At 68.0% G+C, this 972-nt stretch carries 1 protein-coding gene; it reads left to right on the top strand.

Features of this window, described 5'->3' with window-relative positions; genetic code table 11:
* The coding region (locus BU52_RS32610; RefSeq protein WP_037941478.1) for an alpha-glucosidase C-terminal domain-containing protein at positions 1-972 on the top strand (972 nt) is incomplete at both ends.

The following is a 972-nucleotide window of genomic DNA, read 5'->3' on the forward strand; positions in this document are numbered from 1 at the left end:
ACGCCTTCCTGAAGCGGGTGCGCAAGGAGATCGACACGCAGTACCCGGACACGGTGCTGCTGGCCGAGGCGAACCAGTGGCCGGAGGACGTCGTCGACTACTTCGGCGACTACACGGCGGGCGGCGACGAGTGCCACATGGCGTTCCACTTCCCCGTCATGCCCCGCATCTTCATGGCCGTGCGCCGCGAGTCCCGCTACCCGGTCTCCGAGATCCTGGCCAAGACCCCGGCGATCCCCTCGGGCTGCCAGTGGGGCATCTTCCTGCGCAACCACGACGAGCTGACCCTGGAGATGGTCACCGACGAGGAACGCGACTACATGTGGGCGGAGTACGCCAAGGACCCCCGCATGCGCGCCAACATCGGCATCCGCCGCCGGCTCGCCCCGCTGCTGGACAACGACCGCAACCAGATCGAACTGTTCACCGCCCTGCTGCTGTCCCTGCCGGGCTCGCCGATCATCTACTACGGCGACGAGATCGGCATGGGCGACAACATCTGGCTCGGCGACCGCGACGCCGTGCGCACCCCGATGCAGTGGACCCCCGACCGCAACGCCGGCTTCTCCTCCAGTGACCCCGGACGGCTCTTCCTGCCCACGATCATGGACCCGGTCTACGGCTACCAGGTCACCAACGTCGAGGCGTCCATGGCCTCACCGTCCTCGCTGCTGCACTGGACCCGCCGCATGATCGAGATCCGCAAGCAGAACCCGGCCTTCGGCCTCGGCTCCTACACCGAGCTGCCGTCCTCCAACCCCGCGGTCCTCGCCTTCCTGCGGGAGTACGAGGACGACCTGGTGCTCTGCGTGCACAACTTCTCACGCTTCGCACAGCCCACGGAGCTGGATCTCAGCGCGTTCGAGGGGCGGCACCCGGTCGAGCTGTTCGGCGGGGTGCGCTTCCCGGCCGTCGGCGAACTGCCGTACCTGCTGACCCTCGGGGGCCACGGCTTCTACTGGTTCCGGCTCC

Origin of the sequence: Streptomyces toyocaensis (genome assembly GCF_000725125.1) — a bacterium.
Lineage (GTDB): Bacteria > Actinomycetota > Actinomycetes > Streptomycetales > Streptomycetaceae > Streptomyces > Streptomyces toyocaensis.